This is a genomic window from Candidatus Njordibacter sp. Uisw_039 (assembly GCF_047730075.1).
Taxonomy (GTDB): domain Bacteria; phylum Pseudomonadota; class Gammaproteobacteria; order Pseudomonadales; family Balneatricaceae; genus Njordibacter.
Genome location: NZ_CP159831.1, coordinates 2,362,621 through 2,376,423, shown reverse-complemented (window position 1 = coordinate 2,376,423; position 13,803 = coordinate 2,362,621). Strand labels below are relative to the sequence as shown.

The window sequence follows — 13,803 nt, the reverse complement described above, 5'->3', positions numbered from 1 at the left end:
ACATGCGTTATATCAGTACTCGCGGTCAGGCCCCAAGCCTTAGTTTTGAAGATGTATTACTTACTGGCCTGGCCAGCGACGGTGGCCTTTATGTGCCAGAAAAATTACCGCAATTTAGCCATCAAGAAATTGCTTCTTGGTCTAAGCTTAACTACGCTGACTTGGCTCACAAGATTTTGTTGCCATTTGTTGAAGAAGATATTAGCAGTAGCGAACTTAAAAGCATGGTAGATAAAACTTATGCCGGTTTTAGCCACAAGGCTGTGGCGCCGTTAATTCAGTTAGACCATAACGAATGGGTACTGGAATTATTTCATGGCCCTACCTTAGCGTTTAAAGATTTTGCCCTGCAGTTATTAGGCCGTTTAATGGACAATGCCCTGATTAAGCGTGAAAAAAATTTAGTGATTATGGGTGCTACTTCTGGTGATACGGGTTCTGCTGCCATCGAAGGGTGTAAGCACAGTAAACGTGTACAGATGTTCATTTTACACCCCCATGAACGTGTATCAGAAGTGCAGCGCCGTCAGATGACCACCTTGATAGGTGATAATATTCACAACATTGCTGTGCGTGGTAATTTTGATGATTGTCAGCAAATGGTTAAACAAAGCTTTTCTGACCAATCTTTCTTGAAGGGTGGTCAGTTAGGTGCAGTAAACTCCATCAACTGGGCCCGTATCATGGCTCAGATTGTGTACTACTTTTATGCAGCTGTTGCTTTAGGTGGTCCTCATCGCGCCGTATCCTTTAGCGTGCCTACTGGCAACTTTGGTGACATTTACGCGGGTTATTTAGCTAAAAAGATGGGCTTGCCTATTCAGCAGCTCATCGTTGCCACTAACGAAAATGACATCTTGCACCGTTGTATTAGTGCCAACCAATACCAGAAACAGGGCTTAGTACATACCTTGTCCCCAAGTATGGATATCATGGTATCCAGCAACTTTGAACGCTTGCTGTTCGACTTATACGATCGTAATGGAACAACGTTAAGTGAGCTAGTAACAGGCCTTAATAACGGTACCTCTAATAGCTTAGAACCACAACGGTGGGAAAAAGCACGGGAACTGTTTAGTAGTCATCGAGTGGACGATGAAAAAACCTGTGATGTGATTAGCCAAACCGCTCAACATCACAACTACTTACTTGATCCTCACAGTGCCATAGGTCTGGAAGCGGGACGGGTATGTAATCAACACCCGGAAGTGCCCATGGTGACTTTGGCCACTGCCCATCCAGTGAAATTTCCTGATGCAGTGATTAAGGCTGGTCAAGCTGCACCTAAATTACCGATGCACCTAACAGATTTGTTAGAGCGGCCAGAACGTTGTGAAGTGTTGGATAACGACCTTGCTACCGTGCAAACTTACATGATGAACCAGCTCTAAGAGCGCCGCGCATATGTCAGTCCGCTTGCGCGTAGGCAGTTCTAATGTAGCCCTAGACACCGCTTTTGATCCCCTGGTTGCCAGAGTGCTTGCTCACCGTGGTATTAGTGACCCCGCGCAAGTAGATTACCAACTCAAACAACTCCTGCCCTACCATCAGCTTAAAGGTATAAACTTAGCTGTAGCCTTATTGGCACACGCACTCGAAACCCAGCAACATATTGTTATAGTTGGTGATTTTGATTGTGACGGTGCAACCAGTACCAGCCTTGCTATGTTGGCTTTAGGCGCCATGGGAGCCAAAAATGTAAGCTATCTCGTGCCTAATCGGTTTGATTTTGGGTATGGCCTAAGCACTGCTTTGGTGGATTATGCGCAAGCTAGTGAGCCTGATTTAATTGTCACTGTAGACAATGGTATTGCTAGCCATGCTGGTATTAAGCGAGCCCATGAGCTTGGTATAAAAGTATTGGTGACAGACCATCACTTAGCGGCCGAAACCTTGCCCGAAGCCGATGCCATTGTTAACCCGAACCAACCTGGGTGTGAATTTCCTTTTAAGTCTACTGCTGGAGTGGGGGTGATTTTCTATGTCATGTCAGCCTTGCGAAGGCAATTACAAATTCAAGGTTGGTTTGACCAGCAACAGATAGCGCCGCCTAACATGGCACAATACTTAGATTTGGTTGCCTTAGGCACCGTAGCAGACTTAGTGCCTATGGAGCATAACAATCGCATTTTGGTAGCCCAAGGTGTGGCACGTATTCGTGCAGGCAAAGCTAGGCCGGGTTTATTAGCCTTATTAACCATAGCCAAACGCCAGCACCATAATCTACAAGCCTCGGATCTAGGGTTTAGTGTTGGTCCTAGGCTTAATGCTGCAGGCAGGCTAGATGACATGAGTTTGGGTATTGAGTGTTTGTTGAGCGACAGTGAGCAGATTGCCGCCCAGTTGGCCCAAGAATTGGATGACCTCAACGCCCAAAGGCGTAATATAGAAGCGGATATGCAGCAGCAGGCCGGTAATATTTTAACGCACTTAGAAGTCAGTCAAGATAAAGTGATGCCTAAGTGTGTGTGCTTGTATCATCCTGATTGGCATCAGGGTGTAGTAGGTATTGTAGCGTCTCGAATTAAAGAAAAGTGGCACCGGCCGGCGTTGGTTTTTGCTAAAGGTGATGCGGATACCCTCAAGGGTTCTTGTCGGAGTATTGCTGGTTTTCATTTACGTGATGCCCTGGCAGTGGTGGACGCTCAGAACCCAGGCCTAATTATTAAGTTTGGTGGCCATGCCATGGCAGCAGGCTTGAGCATTAAGGCTGATGACTTTAGCGCCTTTGAAGAGGCATTAAATACCTATGCTGAGGAGCACCTTCCCGACAGTTTATTAGCCCAAGAGTGGCGTTCTGATGGTGAATTAAGTGCCCACGAATTGCAGCTTCACCAAGCCTTTGCATTACAACGGGCAGGGCCCTGGGGGCAGGGCTTTGAAGAACCCACTTTTCATGGCCGCTTTATGGTGGTGCAACAACGGATCGTAGGAGAAAAGCATTTAAAGCTAGTATTGGCGCATTTCCAAACGGGCGAGCTAGTGGATGGTATTTATTTCAACATAGATTTGGCAGTGTGGCCCAACACTTGTGAACAGGCAGATTTAGTGTATCGCTTAGATATCAATGAGTTTCGTGGTCGTCAGAGTTTACAGCTCATGGTACAACACATGACACCTGTGCTGTAAATACGTTATATCAAATCAGTTTGAGGTGATTGGGGTTCGGCAAAATTTAGTTCTAGATTAGTGTCACCTTTAGCCTTGATTCGTCTGCGCTCCAACATGCGCTGGTAACGTCGAGCGCACAACTTCATCACCTGAAGCTGTTGGCCAGTGTTCATGTTATTCCACTCAAAACGCTCGTCTCGTGAACGCATACAACCTTTGCAATAACCCTTGGGGCTATTTTCGCATACGCCTATACAAGGGCTTGGGGCTTCGAATAATTCTGACTGTTCCATGGCGCGCAATATAGCAGCTTATGCAGACAAAGTCCTCATTCCGATACCCACCTGCAGTCATTAGTGGCTGCAATCGGGCTATGGCAACTTGATGGTGGCAATCATGGGCAAGTGGTCTGAAATATGCCACGTGTTTTGTTGTAGCACTTGAGCGTCACTTACCTGAATGTGATCGCTATACACAAAGTAATCAATGGTGCGGTCTGGGCCAGATACCTCTTTACGATTAGGAAAGTGAGTAAACCAACTGTTGGCATCGGCACCATTAGTTTGTTCGATACTTGGGATAACATTAAACTGAGCATAGATGCGGGAAAATTCACTATCGGGTTGGTAGTAATTGCGTGCGGTGGCATCCATGTTTTTATATTGACCTGGTGGCAGTAAGTTAAAGTCGCCACCAATAATCCAGGACTCGCCATTTGCATTTTTGCCGCTCAACAACTGCTGTAAATAAGATACTTGTTGCTGCATGGTGTTGGAACCTTGAGCAAAAGCATCAAAGTGAGTGTTCATTAAAGTCAGCTCATTACCGCCAGATATCGGTAGGCTCACTTCTTGGATTGCTCGGCGAAAGTTAAATTGGTCAGTTATTGGGTCAGTTTTTATGATGGCTAGTTGGTGGCGCAATGCATCAGCCAACTTATACTTAGAAATAACTGCTAGTTTCATGCCAACTGAGCCCATGATCTGTGGTACAGGCACAAAGTTCGCTCGCCAGTAAAAAGCTTCGCTGTAGTTTTTGTATTCAACAGGAAGCATGGTTAGTAGACGCTGGAGTTGGTCTTCATAATCTGTACGCTTGGCATTATCATGTAGTTCTTGTAGCAAAATAACGTCTGGGTTTTGTTTAATAATTAGCTGCGAAACCTGATTAAACGTTTGATCAATATCAGCTTTGCTGGCACGAATATCAGGCCCATCGCCATCCAAACGGTCGTACCAAAATTCATAATTCTTACCAGACATGTACTGCAAGTTCCAACTAAGAATCTTTACCTGCTGGCCAGATTCCAAAACCGGTGCACCGACTTGGTTAACTACCACTTCTTTTTGTAATGCGGCAGGGTGAAAGGTGATGCTCCAAATTAATAAAGCCAAAGCAACGGCTAAAATAATCACGCTAATGGTAGTCCATTTAATACTTTTTATTAAAAAATTGAGCATGTTTATTCTCGAATGGTTATGTCTAGGTCAGTAAGTAGCAGTTTACTTGTCTGCACAGCTTTTCGTCCAGTTCCCTGTTATTGACATTGTAATGCATTCAGGTAAAATCTTTATCGAACAATCATTCAATAAAAATGAAATTAACCTCTTTGGCTTAATCCTATGCAACACACACACCTCTATATCAACGGTGCTCATAAGAGTGCAACTTCCAATGAAACCTTTACTAGCATCAACCCTGCCACGGGTCAGTCATTAGCTACCATAGACCGAGCTAGCCAGGCAGATGTGGATGCCGCAGTGGTGTCTTCGCAAGCCGGTTTTGCTATTTGGTCTGCCATGATGCCCGTTGAGCGCGCACGTATCTTGCAAAAGGCTGCGCAAATATTACGTGAACGTAATGATGCGCTTGCAGAGCTAGAGGTATTAGATACCGGTAAACCGTTGCAAGAAGCTAATTGTGTAGATATTGCATCGGGAGCCGATGTGATTGAATATTACGCGGGCCTCATTAGTGGTATGCAAGGCACGCAGCAAGACTTAGGTAAAGATGCTTTTTTCATGTCACGCCGTGAGCCTCTAGGTGTGTGCGCGGGTATTGGGGCATGGAACTACCCCATCCAAATTGCGTGTTGGAAGTCAGGGCCTTGCCTAGCTGCAGGTAACGCCATGATATTTAAACCTTCGGAAGAAACCCCTTTGAGCGTCATGAAATTAGCGGAAATCTTTACTGAAGCAGGTTTACCTGATGGCGTGTTTAACGTTGTTCAAGGTGATTACCGTGTAGGCCAAATGCTCACTGCCCATAAGGACATTGTTAAAGTGTCCTTCACTGGAGAGTCTGGTACTGGCAAAAAAATCATGGTGGACTCCGCATCCAACCTTAAACAGGTGACCATGGAGTTAGGCGGCAAGTCACCCATGTTGGTGTTTGATGATGCCAAGTTAGACAATGCTGTAGCGGGTGCTATGTTGGCTAATTTCTATACCCAAGGTGAAGTGTGCACCAATGGCACGCGAGTGTTTGTGCAAGCCGGTGTATATGATGAGTTTATCGCCAAAGTGGTTCAACGCGCTAATACTATTAAGCTAGGTGATCCGCTAGATTTAGACACTCAAATGGGTGCGTTGATTAGCGCGGAACACCTTGAAAAAGTGTTGGGCTACATTAAAGGAGCCAAACTAACCAGTGCTCGTTTGGCCTGTGGTGGCCATCGTCACCAGTCTGCAGCTACTAAGGATGGGTACTTTGTTGAACCTACTGTATTTACCGATTGTACAGATGACATGGTACATGTAAAAGAAGAAATATTTGGCCCAGTGATGTCCATTTTAAAGTTCACCGATGAAGACGAAGTTATCGCTCGCGCCAATGATTCAGATTATGGTTTGGCCGCAGGTGTGTTTAGCCAAGACATTAGTAGAGCTCACCGAGTTATTAATCAGATGCAAGCCGGTATATGTTGGATCAACAGCTGGGGTGATTCACCTGCAGAAATGCCCGTAGGTGGTTACAAACAATCGGGTGTTGGCAGGGAAAATGGTCCAGAAACACTGCACCATTACACTCAAGTGAAAAGCGTTTTTGTTCGTTTAGACGATTTAGAATCCCCCTATTAAGGAATGCTTAAAGATGACTAAGAAATACGATTATATTATTGTTGGCGCAGGTTCCGCCGGCTGCGTATTGGCCAACAGACTGAGCCATAATGGCCAGCACCAAGTGCTCTTGTTAGAAACGGGTGGCTCAGATAAAAGCATCTTTATTCAAATGCCCACGGCCTTGTCGTACCCCATGAATACAGAAAAGTACGCTTGGCAATTCCACAGCCAAGCAGAACCTGGGCTAGATGGCCGTGAAATGCATTGCCCCCGTGGCAAGGTTTTGGGGGGCTCATCCTCCATCAACGGTATGGTGTATGCGCGTGGTCATGCCATGGATTATGAGCAGTGGCAAGAACAGGGTGCAACGGGCTGGAACTATGCTGATTGCTTGCCATATTTTAAGCAGGCGGAAACTTGGCAAGGTGGTGAAGACGATTACCGTGGAGGTAGCGGCCCAGTAGGTACTTGTGGCGGCAATAACATGCGTCTCAACCCACTATATCAAGCGTTTATCGATGCTGGCCAAGAAGCTGGGTACCCATACACTAAAGACTTTAATGGTGAGCAACAAGAAGGTTTTGGTGCTATGCACATGACCGTGAAAAATGGTGTACGTGCAAGTACCAGTAATGCCCACTTACGCAGAGCCCTTAAGCGACCCAACCTCACTTTAATGAAAAGGGTGACGGCTCAAAAGGTGTTGTTTGATGGTAAACACGCCACGGGCATAGAATACCTGCAAGGCGCACAACTGCAACAAGTACACGCCAGCAAAGAGGTGATATTGAGTGCGGGTTCCATAGGCTCACCACAATTATTACAATTGTCTGGCGTGGGCCCTGCCCAAGTATTGGCAGATGCTCAGGTACCCTTGCTGCACGATTTGCCAGGTGTTGGTGAGAACCTACAAGATCACTTGGAGGTCTACTTCCAGTACCGCTGTAATCAACCTATAAGCCTCAATAGCAAGCTTGATTATTTTAATATGGGTTTAATTGGCGCTCGCTGGCTTCTCACTAAAACTGGATTGGGGGCAACCAACCATTTTGAATCCTGTGGTTTTATTCGCTCCCGTGCAGGTCTTAAGTGGCCAAACATTCAATACCACTTTTTACCAGCAGCCATGCGTTATGACGGTAATGCAGCCTTTGATGGCCATGGTTATCAGGTTCATGTTGGTCCTAATAAGCCAAGCAGCCGTGGTCATATCCGTATTGTGACTAACAAAGCAAGTGACGCACCAGAAATATCGTTTAACTACATTGGCACAGCACAAGACCAGCAGGATTGGCGTGACTGTATTCGCCTTACCCGCGAACTGCTTAATCAACCAGCGCTAGATCCGTTTAAAGGTGAAGAAATTCAGCCAGGCGTAAAAGTGCAAACTGATGATGAGATCGATGCTTGGGTGAAAGAAAATGTTGAAAGTGCCTACCATCCATCATGCACCTGCAAAATGGGTGCAGATGATGATGTTATGGCAGTGCTGGACAGCGAGTGTAAAGTACGTGGCGTCGAAGGTCTAAGGGTAGTGGATTCCTCCATCTTTCCAGTGATAACAAACTGCAACTTAAACGCGCCTACTATTATGGTGGCGGAGAAAGCTGCTGACTTAATTTTAGGTAAAGCACCGTTAACACCATCCAATGTCAACGTGTGGATCGCAGATCAATGGCAAGATCAGCAACGCACTGGCACACCAGTACGCACCCTTGACCCAATAAAAGAATAATTTTTTCAAGTTGCTGTTACCCTCTTGAAAAGTCACGACAGGGGGAGGTGGTTGTATTACAATATTTAGCTGCGCTTATTCTAAGAGATACCTGCCAAGCTATGGTTAATCGAGACCTATCCATTATCATTCCCGCCAAAGCCAGTGGTGGGTTTATTCTAAACAAGGTAGAGAGGTTGCTGGATTATTTACAGCTGCACTGGCACGGTCTGTTTGAAGTGGTTGTGTGTGTTAATGGTGAGTTAACCGAGGTTCATAAAACTCATGCCATGTTAGAGGCGAAGTTTTCTGAGGACTCACGTGTTGTATTACATCAACACTTAGCTCCATCAGGCAAGGGTGCTGCGCTACAATCTGCTTTTTTAAAATCTCAGTACAACTTAATTGCCTTTATCGATGCAGATCTTCCGTTTGATTTGGCCTTCTTATCCCAAGCTGAAGAGGTTGTGAGGGAAGGGTCTAGTTTGGTGGTGGGCAACCGTCGTTTGGCAAAAAGTCGCGTCCATTTACCCACAAAGCTCTTGCCATCGTTATTTAAACGGCATGTTTTTGGCCTATTCTATAATCAAGTAGTTAGACTGTTATTTGGTATTCAACAATCGGACACCCAGTGTGGCATAAAACTTATGACACGAGAGTTTGCTACCAAGCTTTTTTGTCACCTTACCTGTCACGGTTTCTCTTACGATATAGAAATGTTTTTATTGGCTCAAGGGCAAGGTGACAAGGTGGCGTCTATTCCAGTGACCCTAATACACGACCATGACCAATCTACCCTGCGTCTTGGTGGTGAGCTTATTCGTTCCACTAAATCCTTAATACACCTCAAATACAAAAAAAATCGTGGTGAATACCAGCCACGATCACCTCTGAGTAAAAGCCAAAATGAATTACTGCAAATTACCTCCGATGACTGGGGTATTTCTCCAGCCGTTAACGAAGGTATGCTTAAGCTGGCACAGCTAGGTGTTATTAAACGTGTGTCTATTATGGCGAATAGCTTACATAAAGAATATTTGCTTGATGAATTAAAAGCTGTAACTGGCATTCAGCTAGGCCTGCACTTTAACTTAACTAACGGTGTGCTTTTAGGTCAAAAAACTGGCCATCATCATATGGATGGCCTGGCACAAACTGCACCTTTGTTACGTTTAATTAAACAGAGTTGGTTTGGTTGTCGCACTCTTTCAGCGCCATTACTCAAGGACATTGAGGAAGAGTTCACGCTGCAAGTGAAGGCGTTACAGCAGCAGGGGGTGGTGCTAAGCTATTTTGATTCCCATCACCATGTGCACTTGTTACCCGGCATTATTGACCGTATCGCACCACAAGCCAAAAACTTAGGTCTAGGCCACACTAGGCTGGTACTCGATTGGAGTTTATTGGGTAAGCCTCAGTTTTTACTGTGTTGGTTTTCCCTTAGAGCAAAGCGTGCTGTGCAACGGGCCGGTTTGACCTACCTTCCCTTTAGATACCCAAGGCGTAAACAGTTTATGTTGCGTAATCAATGGCAACGGCAGTTAGCTAAACTTACTCAGCCTACTGAAATCATTTGTCATCCGGCTACCCATGGAGACCTGCAACTGTTGCCAAAAGAATACACAGATCATTATGACGGTGCACGGGTTGATGAATTCTGGGCCTTGTATAATTTGAGTCGTTAGCAAGAGTATTCGCAGTTAAGTGTACCAGTGGCATTGGAACATGCATGGCATGGCCGGTCTATGTTCTTGCCTGCTGAAGCAGCAGAGGTATTTGGTGGCTTAGTTGAAGGTGCGTTAGAAGCGGCAGAAAAGTGCTTAATGACCTATGTTATGACGTGAATCGCTAAGACTCTGTCTTTAGGTACAAAGACAAATAATCTGTAATCACTTGACGGGCTAGGTTTGAATCTATGCCCTGTGGATTAAGAGCACTTCGCAGCCAAATTCCGTCAATGAGCGCAGCTATACTTGTCGCTACCATCTGTGCTTGTTGATGGGGCATACGGCACTTTAATTCAAATCTGAGGTACGACAGTAAGCGTTTTTCATTAACCCGCTGTAAGCGATTTAACGCAGGGTCGTGCATGGCTTGAGCCCAGAAGGCTAGCCAAGTCTTCACTACCGCTTCGTCTTTCTGGTGGGGGCTAAAATTCTCCCCCACTATGGCTTCTATGCGTCCCATCATATCGTCTTTGGGTACTTTAGCTAAACGTAAGTTTATGCCCGTTGAAAGGTCTTTCAAAATGCTGCGCATAGTGGCTTCTACTAGGCCACTTTTGCCATCAAAATAGTGATTAATGATGCTTGGGGAAATACCAGCTTGCTGGCCAATTTTGGCGACCGAAGCATTGAGAAAGCCTACTTGATTGATGACTTCCATGGTGGCTCTGATAAGCTGCGGACGTCTAATTTCTGGCATACCCACTTTTGGCATAAGGAAGTCCTATTGCTGATTTATCTAGTGAGCCACGGCCTTAGAAAATACTTGCATAATGATGACGCCCGAAAGAATACAGGTGACGCCGATGATGGCAGGCGTATCGAGGCGCTCGTTAAAGAACCAATGGCCAATGACCGAAATAAGTACGATCCCCATGCCTGACCACACGGCATAGACTACGCCAATAGGCAGTACTTTGAGGGAGAACGTTAATAGATAAAACGACACCACAAAACATACAGCAACTGCTAAAGAAGGCAAGAACTTGGTAAACCCCGCAGACTGCTTAATCGCTGAGGTGCCGACTACTTCAAATATTACGGCTAAAAATAGCAAAAACCAGCTCTTCATTACTAATCCTTGAATATGAATTACTTAGAGCTGAACTTTACCCGATGATAGGTTGCCATGCGAGACAATTAACAATTGTCAGAAGATTTTTCTAAAGCTAAATAGTTATCGATACCGGCAATGCGATCTTGTGCGTGATGATTGACGTAAATGACAGAAGTTTCCCTAGCTGCGCAGATTTTTTCGATCAAGGCTAAAACCAGCTGACGATTGATATCGTCTAGACCCAAACAAGGTTCATCTAGAATTAACAGTGGTGGGTGCTTAACCATAGCTCTAGCGATCAGTAGCAGGCGCTGGTCACCATAAGACAGCTTATTAAAAGGCTGGTCGCCTCGGTTTGGCATGCCTAATAAAGCTAACCATTGATCGGCAATTTGTTTTTGCCGGTCGCTACTTCTACTATACAAGCCGATGGAATCGTAAAAACCAGAAATGATGACATTGCGTAAGCTGGTACCCACGCGGTATTCCCACTGCAAAGCAGTGGAGACGTAACCTATGTACTGTTTAATCTGCCATATGCTTTCGCCATTGCCCCTTTGGTAACCAAAAACAAAAATATCGTTGGTATAGCACTGGGGGTGGTCACCGGTGATGAGTGACAAAAGCGCCGTTTTACCACTGCCGTTAGGGCCGCTGAGTTGCCAATTTTGATTCGGTTCTATGCTCCAATTGAGATCATTAAGCAACACCATGTCGGTGTGCTTGATACAAATGTTGCTAAGTTTCACAAGGGGTTGTTGTGGATCTAACGCTGGGATTACATTATCTGTATCCGCAACGGGAACTTGCAAGTCTGTGGTCTTAAGGTGTAACAGTTGGTATAGCTCAGCATAAGCCTGAGTGTCTTCTCGCTTCACTTGATGACGTAGTTCGCCTTGCTCCATATAAGCAATGTGACTAATAAACTCTGGAATTTCGTCAAAACGATTGAGTACCATAACCACTGGGGTGTGTTGTACTACTTCGGCAAGGTGGTGTTGCAGCAGCGTATGAGCGGTGCTATCGAGGCCATCAAAGGGCTCGTCTAAAATCAACAGGTCTGCATGACAAGACAAGGCCCTAATGAGTATGACTTTTCGAGATTCTCCTGTTGATAACTTTCGGAAGGCGCGATCGAGTATATAATTTAACTCGAACTTGTGAATTAAACCCTGTGCAACAGTTGTATCTATTTCCGCGGTAAAGATAATTTCGCGCACAGGGGTACCGAGGCTTATGACGTCGAGGATGTCGGCATCATCTTTTTTCAGTTCGGCTTGAATTAGCTCAGCTTGGGCCTCAAAGGACACCCAACCAATATTGCAAGGAAGGCCACTAGTGTTGCCAGCTAGGATTTCTCCATAGCCAGCTAACACGGCGGCGAGGGCAGATTTACCCGCGCCATTTGCGCCAGTAATCAGCCAATGCTGGTGCTGCTCAATTTGCCAATTAATGTGTTTAAGTTGAAAACCTTCATCAAACTCTACGGCCAAATTATGCAGCTGGATCATAAAGAATCTCGCTTAGATGATCTTCTTCATGTCTGCCATGTGGCCGCGCAAAGTTGCGCCAATGGCTTCTACAGGGTGGCTACGCAGGGCTTCGTTTACTTCGATTAAACGGGCGTTATCTACGCCATTGTCATCGCTACTAAGGCCACGGCCAATCACGTCTGTGTCGATGTCTTTCATGAAATCATTCAATAAAGGCAAGCAGGCGTGGTTGTACAAGTAACAGCCATATTCTGCAGTATCAGAGATAGTGGCGTTCATTTCGTACAACTTCTTACGGGCAATGGTATTAGCGATCAGCGGTGTTTCATGCAACGACTCGTAGTAAGCAGAATCTGCAATGATACCTGCGGCAGTCATAGTTTCAAAGGCTAGCTCTACACCAGCTTTAACCATGGCTACCATTAAAATGCCGTGGTCGAAGTATTCTTGCTCAGAGATTTCCACGTCACCAGCTACGGTCTTTTCAAAAGCAGTTTCGCCTGTTTCTGCACGCCAGCCCAGTAGATTAATATCATCGTTGGCCCAGTCTGCCATCATGGTGCGAGAGAAAGTGCCGTTGATAATATCGTCTTGGTGCTTGTTGTACAAAGGGCGCATGATTACTTTCAATTCTTCAGAAAGGTCAAAAGCCTTGATCTTAGCCGGGTTAGAAAGACGGTCTAGCATGTTAGTTACGCCGCCGTACTTCAGCGCTTCAGTAATGGTTTCCCAACCGTATTGGATTAGCTTAGAGGCATAGCCTGCATCCACACCCTTGTCGATCATCTTGTCAAAGCACAATAAAGATCCTGTTTGTAGCATGCCACAAAGGATGGTTTGTTCACCCATAAGGTCAGACTTTACTTCAGCAATAAAAGACGACATCAATACGCCAGCCTTATGACCGCCAGTACCTACGGCGTAGGCTTTAGCTAGAGCTAAACCATGGCCTTGTGGATCGTTGTTTTCGTGCACAGCGATCAAGGTGGGTACGCCAAAACCCCGCACGTATTCAGCACGCACTTCAGAACCTGGGCACTTAGGTGCAACCATGATGACGGTTAGATCGTCACGGACCTGCATGCCTTCTTCAACAATGTTAAAACCATGTGAGTAAGACAAACATGCGCCTTGCTTCATTAGCGGCATAACTGCAGTAACCACAGGGGTGTGCTGCTTGTCTGGAGTAAGGTTAAGTACTATATCTGCAGTGGGGATGAGTTCTTCGTAGGTGCCTACGGTAAAGCCGTTCTCAGAAGCGTTCTTAAAAGACTGACGCTTCTCATCGATAGCTGATTGGCGCAGGGTGTAAGATACGTCTAAGCCGCTGTCACGTAGGTTTAAGCCTTGGTTAAGGCCTTGGGCACCACAACCAATGATGACCATTTTTTTGCCTTTTAGGGCATTTACCCCGTCAGTGAATTCATTCATGTGCATAAAACGGCACTTGGCTAGTTGTTCAAGCTGCTCGCGCAAAGGCAAGGTATTAAAGTAGTTATTAGACATGGGGAAACCCTGTGGTTGTAAGATCAATAATTTGAGTCTGGTGAAGCTGGCATCATAATACGCTTTGTTGATGTTTTCGTAAATTGATATATATGCTACATAGTGAGCCATATATAGCAATATTGTTTTGAAACTA

12 protein-coding genes are annotated in these 13,803 nt (G+C 45.5%); 6 read left to right on the top strand and 6 right to left on the bottom strand.

Going from position 1 to position 13,803, the window contains the following annotated elements:
• The first annotated feature begins 2 nt into the window (after nucleotides 1-2).
• Both thrC and recJ read left to right on the top strand, forming a co-directional pair.
• Complete coding sequence (thrC, locus tag ABXT70_RS11225) at nucleotides 3-1,391, top strand: threonine synthase (protein ID WP_443640583.1); 1,389 nt, start codon at nucleotides 3-5, stop codon at nucleotides 1,389-1,391.
• Nucleotides 1,392-1,404: 13 nt separating this feature from the next.
• Nucleotides 1,405-3,129 carry a single-stranded-DNA-specific exonuclease RecJ gene (gene recJ / locus ABXT70_RS11220; RefSeq protein ID WP_443640582.1) on the top strand — a complete coding sequence of 575 codons (1,725 nt, stop codon included), beginning with the start codon at nucleotides 1,405-1,407 and terminating at the stop codon, nucleotides 3,127-3,129.
• Between the two features lie 5 nt (nucleotides 3,130-3,134).
• Here recJ and ABXT70_RS11215 read toward each other — a convergent pair whose 3' ends face one another.
• Both ABXT70_RS11215 and ABXT70_RS11210 read right to left on the bottom strand, forming a co-directional pair.
• Nucleotides 3,135-3,404: a DUF1289 domain-containing protein gene (locus ABXT70_RS11215; protein ID WP_443640581.1), complete on the bottom strand. Its 270-nt coding sequence runs from the start codon at nucleotides 3,402-3,404 to the stop codon at nucleotides 3,135-3,137.
• A 78-nt stretch (nucleotides 3,405-3,482) separates the two neighbouring features.
• Nucleotides 3,483-4,571 (bottom strand): endonuclease/exonuclease/phosphatase family protein, encoded by a 1,089-nt coding sequence (locus ABXT70_RS11210; protein ID WP_443640580.1) that lies wholly within the window; start codon nucleotides 4,569-4,571, stop codon nucleotides 3,483-3,485.
• Between the two features lie 162 nt (nucleotides 4,572-4,733).
• Between ABXT70_RS11210 and betB the strand changes: the two genes are divergently transcribed.
• Genes betB through ABXT70_RS11190 form a run of 4 tightly spaced genes read left to right on the top strand, consistent with a single transcriptional unit; the run spans nucleotide 4,734 to nucleotide 9,731 of the window.
• Nucleotides 4,734-6,191 carry a betaine-aldehyde dehydrogenase gene (gene betB / locus ABXT70_RS11205; protein WP_443640579.1) on the top strand — a complete coding sequence of 486 codons (1,458 nt, stop codon included), beginning with the start codon at nucleotides 4,734-4,736 and terminating at the stop codon, nucleotides 6,189-6,191.
• 13 nt (nucleotides 6,192-6,204) lie between these two features.
• On the top strand, nucleotides 6,205-7,908 hold the full coding sequence (gene betA, locus ABXT70_RS11200; RefSeq protein ID WP_443640578.1) for a choline dehydrogenase: 1,704 nt from the start codon (nucleotides 6,205-6,207) through the stop codon (nucleotides 7,906-7,908).
• Nucleotides 7,909-7,955: 47 nt separating this feature from the next.
• Entirely contained in the window at nucleotides 7,956-9,572 is a 1,617-nt protein-coding gene (locus tag ABXT70_RS11195; protein ID WP_443640577.1) for a ChbG/HpnK family deacetylase, read from the top strand.
• A gap of 27 nt (nucleotides 9,573-9,599) precedes the next feature.
• Nucleotides 9,600-9,731, top strand: coding sequence for a hypothetical protein (locus tag ABXT70_RS11190; RefSeq protein WP_443640576.1), 132 nt, complete (start codon nucleotides 9,600-9,602; stop codon nucleotides 9,729-9,731).
• 4 nt (nucleotides 9,732-9,735) lie between these two features.
• Here the strand turns inward: ABXT70_RS11190 and betI are convergent, their stop codons facing one another.
• From betI to ilvC, 4 genes are all read right to left on the bottom strand, one after another.
• Nucleotides 9,736-10,326: a transcriptional regulator BetI gene (betI, locus tag ABXT70_RS11185; RefSeq protein ID WP_443640575.1), complete on the bottom strand. Its 591-nt coding sequence runs from the start codon at nucleotides 10,324-10,326 to the stop codon at nucleotides 9,736-9,738.
• Between the two features lie 24 nt (nucleotides 10,327-10,350).
• A complete protein-coding gene (locus tag ABXT70_RS11180) occupies nucleotides 10,351-10,683 on the bottom strand; it encodes a DMT family transporter (protein WP_443640574.1) in 333 nt (110 codons plus the stop codon).
• Nucleotides 10,684-10,751: 68 nt separating this feature from the next.
• Nucleotides 10,752-12,179 carry a molybdate ABC transporter ATP-binding protein ModF gene (gene modF / locus ABXT70_RS11175; protein WP_443640573.1) on the bottom strand — a complete coding sequence of 476 codons (1,428 nt, stop codon included), beginning with the start codon at nucleotides 12,177-12,179 and terminating at the stop codon, nucleotides 10,752-10,754.
• A 12-nt stretch (nucleotides 12,180-12,191) separates the two neighbouring features.
• Entirely contained in the window at nucleotides 12,192-13,667 is a 1,476-nt protein-coding gene (ilvC, locus tag ABXT70_RS11170; protein WP_443640572.1) for a ketol-acid reductoisomerase, read from the bottom strand.
• Between the last annotated feature and the right edge of the window lie 136 nt (nucleotides 13,668-13,803).

Coding starts and splice junctions, on each gene's coding strand:
- thrC (WP_443640583.1), top strand. CDS start 3: ATGCGTTATATCAGTACTCGCGGTCAGGCCCCAAGCCTTAGTTTTGAA.
- recJ (WP_443640582.1), top strand. CDS start 1,405: ATGTCAGTCCGCTTGCGCGTAGGCAGTTCTAATGTAGCCCTAGACACC.
- ABXT70_RS11215 (WP_443640581.1), bottom strand. CDS start 3,404: ATGGAACAGTCAGAATTATTCGAAGCCCCAAGCCCTTGTATAGGCGTA.
- ABXT70_RS11210 (WP_443640580.1), bottom strand. CDS start 4,571: ATGCTCAATTTTTTAATAAAAAGTATTAAATGGACTACCATTAGCGTG.
- betB (WP_443640579.1), top strand. CDS start 4,734: ATGCAACACACACACCTCTATATCAACGGTGCTCATAAGAGTGCAACT.
- betA (WP_443640578.1), top strand. CDS start 6,205: ATGACTAAGAAATACGATTATATTATTGTTGGCGCAGGTTCCGCCGGC.
- betI (WP_443640575.1), bottom strand. CDS start 10,326: ATGCCAAAAGTGGGTATGCCAGAAATTAGACGTCCGCAGCTTATCAGA.
- ABXT70_RS11180 (WP_443640574.1), bottom strand. CDS start 10,683: ATGAAGAGCTGGTTTTTGCTATTTTTAGCCGTAATATTTGAAGTAGTC.
- modF (WP_443640573.1), bottom strand. CDS start 12,179: ATGATCCAGCTGCATAATTTGGCCGTAGAGTTTGATGAAGGTTTTCAA.
- ilvC (WP_443640572.1), bottom strand. CDS start 13,667: ATGTCTAATAACTACTTTAATACCTTGCCTTTGCGCGAGCAGCTTGAA.